At 52.9% G+C, this 3030-nt stretch carries 2 protein-coding genes; both read right to left on the reverse strand.

The window, feature by feature from the left end; genetic code table 11:
- On the reverse strand, positions 1-1763 hold a 1763-nt coding region (locus AC2FEE_RS25480), incomplete at its 3' end, for an SLC13 family permease (protein WP_496868207.1).
- Positions 1764-1811: 48 nt separating this feature from the next.
- Positions 1812-2732 (reverse strand): ABC transporter ATP-binding protein, encoded by a 921-nt coding sequence (locus AC2FEE_RS25485; RefSeq protein ID WP_496868208.1) that lies wholly within the window; start codon positions 2730-2732, stop codon positions 1812-1814.
- Positions 2733-3030: the final 298 nt, after the last annotated feature.

Consider the following 3030-nt stretch of genomic DNA (forward strand, 5'->3'; position numbering starts at 1 on the left):
GTGAGCGGCACACCGAGCTTGAGGAAGTCAGCAAAACTATACCCCCCGGGTGCAACGACCAATGTGACCACAGGTGTTGAGATCGGAGTCGAAAAGGACGCGGATGCAGCGATCAGAACACACAGCGCAACTGGGTATGGCGAAATCCCAAGTGCTTCGGCGGCTGAAATAGCAATCGGCGCAACAAGTACAGCTGAGGCGGTATTGGAGAGTACTAAGCCCAATAGGGCCGTTAAAACAAAGATCGCCGCCATGACTGCGCGCGGACTGGCTTCTCCAACGAGGTAAAGTAGTTGGTCGACGATTATGTCCGATCCGCCCGTAGCCTGCAGCGCGTCGGCAAGTGGCAACATCCCGGCGATAAGAACGAGGCTTGGAAGCTTCACTGCGCGATACGCGTCTTCGGCGGAAAGAGTGCGAAGTAAGACTGCCGCTACCGCGGCCATCAGTACTGCCGTAGTTATAGAGACGAGTTCTGAGACCGTCAGAGCAACCATCGTGACCATGATGGCAATCGCAGCCCAAAAACCAGTAGCTGTCGGTGGGACGGATGTCCGCTCATTCGGGAAGGACAGCAGCACCAACATATCATGCCTTTCCACAGCACGATCCAAGGCTTCCCACGATCCGGCAAGCATAAGACGATCGCCTGATTGCAAAACCGCAGTGTTGGGGTGTTCGACGGGCTCATTGTTTCTTACCAAGCCCACAATCTCAATCCCTTTGGCTTCGAACCCGGGTGCATCATGCATTTGTCGACCAATCACAGTAGCCTCGGGGTGGATCAAAACATCCGCGAGACCCAACTGGTCGATCCAAATAGCACTTGCTTTCTGAAAACCCAAAGTTTTGGCAAACAACGTATTGGTTGATAACTCCGCCAATGCGTCTTGGGCTCCTCGAATGAAAACAATGTCACCTGGCAGTAATTCCATACCTTCACGAAACATGGCTGCGAGGTATTTTCCTTTGGCGCTGGACCGCAGTCGAACCAGTATTGCCGTGCCACTTCCCGTCAGCTTGTCAACGTCCTCTGAGAGTACATTGCCAGTGACCCTGAAAGTCGCAGAATGCATATCTAACCCAAAGGTTTCCCACATACCCGCAAGCGTCGTTCCGGAAACTGCGAACTCCTGCTCTTCAGGGGCCGACTTGGCCTTCAACCGGTAGCGGCCCCAAAACAAGACAAACAGGACTGCAACAACCAGGACCGACGCTCCGATCAGAAAGAAGGAAAACAAACCGAAAGGTTGGTATCCCTGCGCGACCAACTCATCACTCACAACAAGGTTTGGAGGCGTCGCGATCAGTGTCAGCATGCCACTTATCAATGCGGCGTAAGACATCGGCATCAAAAAACGAGCCTTGTCGTTTGCTGTTTCCTGAGCAATTCGCAAAATGACCGGTATGAAAATTGCGACGACGGCTGTTGAACTCATAACGCTTCCCAGAAGCGCCGTGCTGATCATGATGAGCACCAGCAATCCCGTCTCACCACGACCACCGTGCCGCATGATGGCGTCCCCCACTGCGCGAGCGACGCCGGTTCTATCTAACATTTCACCCAGCACAAGAAGACAGGCGACAAGGATTACAACGCTATTCCCAAAGCCCGAGAGGCTTTCGCCAATTGTCAGCGTGCCGCTGAGGGCAAGCGCAAGAACAACTATCAAGGCAACGAAGTCATAGCGAACACGGTTGCTTGCCATCAGCACACCCGCGACGGCAATCAGAGCGAAGACAAATCCGGCTTCATTCGTCATTAAATTACTCCCTTCAAACGATAGGGCGTCTATCCATGCGTGCAAATCTCAGAGGGTCGCGTCAGCCATATCCACGCCTGCTTTCCGAAGCAGTTCAAACTTCACAGCTGTTGCACTGACCTGTCGATAAAAGGCAATCAGCTGCCGCGTTGGGCCCTGAAGACGTGTCAAACCTACGGTGGCGGCGACGACTGTGCCGACATCTGTATTGCCTTCCAGGACCTGCCAACCGCCCACGACAAGAACCCCCACCGTCCCGGCTCCGTTAATGGCGCTCAGTACAAATTTCGAAGACAGCTTCCAGACGAATATCCGAGAACGGGTATCGTAGATCTCGTCAAATTCAGGAGTGATCTCCGCGGCCGGGCGATCAGGGTCAACAAGCCAGTTTGTGGCTTTGCGCAATGTGTGAACTCGGTCTGACACAAGGGAGTTCACGCGCGTCTGGACGAGAAGAACAATAAACACCTGAGGGATAATCATACCAATTGCAATCAGCCCCAGAGAGGGTTGATTGGCCGCAATATACCCAATAATCACAACAAGGGTTCCGGTCTGTACGATGGGTTCAGACAGAGCGCTACCGGAGAACTTTCCTACTTGTTCGGCTTCGGCCGACACCATTGTTGCCTTGGCACCATAGGCAACTTTCTCGGAACCCGCCGGGTTTTCGCGAGACAGATTGCAAATACGCGTGCGCAGCTTACGGATCATGTCCTCGCCAAGGACGCTCGAAAGATACCCCAGCGCCCATTTCAGCGCGAGGCTCAGGGTTATCACCGCGCCCATAGCAACACCAAGCCACAGCAAGCCTCCGGCGCTTATGTTCTTTTCGGTCAGACCGTTCACGATTTCCTTCTGGTAGTTCAGTGGAAACGCCGCCAGGGCGGCAATGGCCAGCGACAGCAAGATGTTGACCACCTGACGATGTCCCGTAGTTCTCAAGATAGATTTATAAAATTCAATCACTCGATCCCCCAAAATCCAAGAGCACCTTTTCTTGAAGGTGCGGGTACAATGTTGTGACTACACCCTAACACTCAATCCAATCTGAATATAAATCCACCTATTCTTCGGTCTAAACGACTACGCTTGAGACGCTCGGATTCAGGAGCAACCATTTGAGTGGAACACATATAGCGGGAATTGAGAGCGACCGCTGAGGTCCAATCCTGGAGAAGCGGAACTGCACTAAATAGACGAGAAATCTCGAGCACGATTTGGTGGATTGGCCGAAGTTAAGGTTGACCAGAACCTGAGATTAGTA

The sequence above is a fragment of the Ruegeria sp. YTSC199 genome (assembly GCF_059609725.1).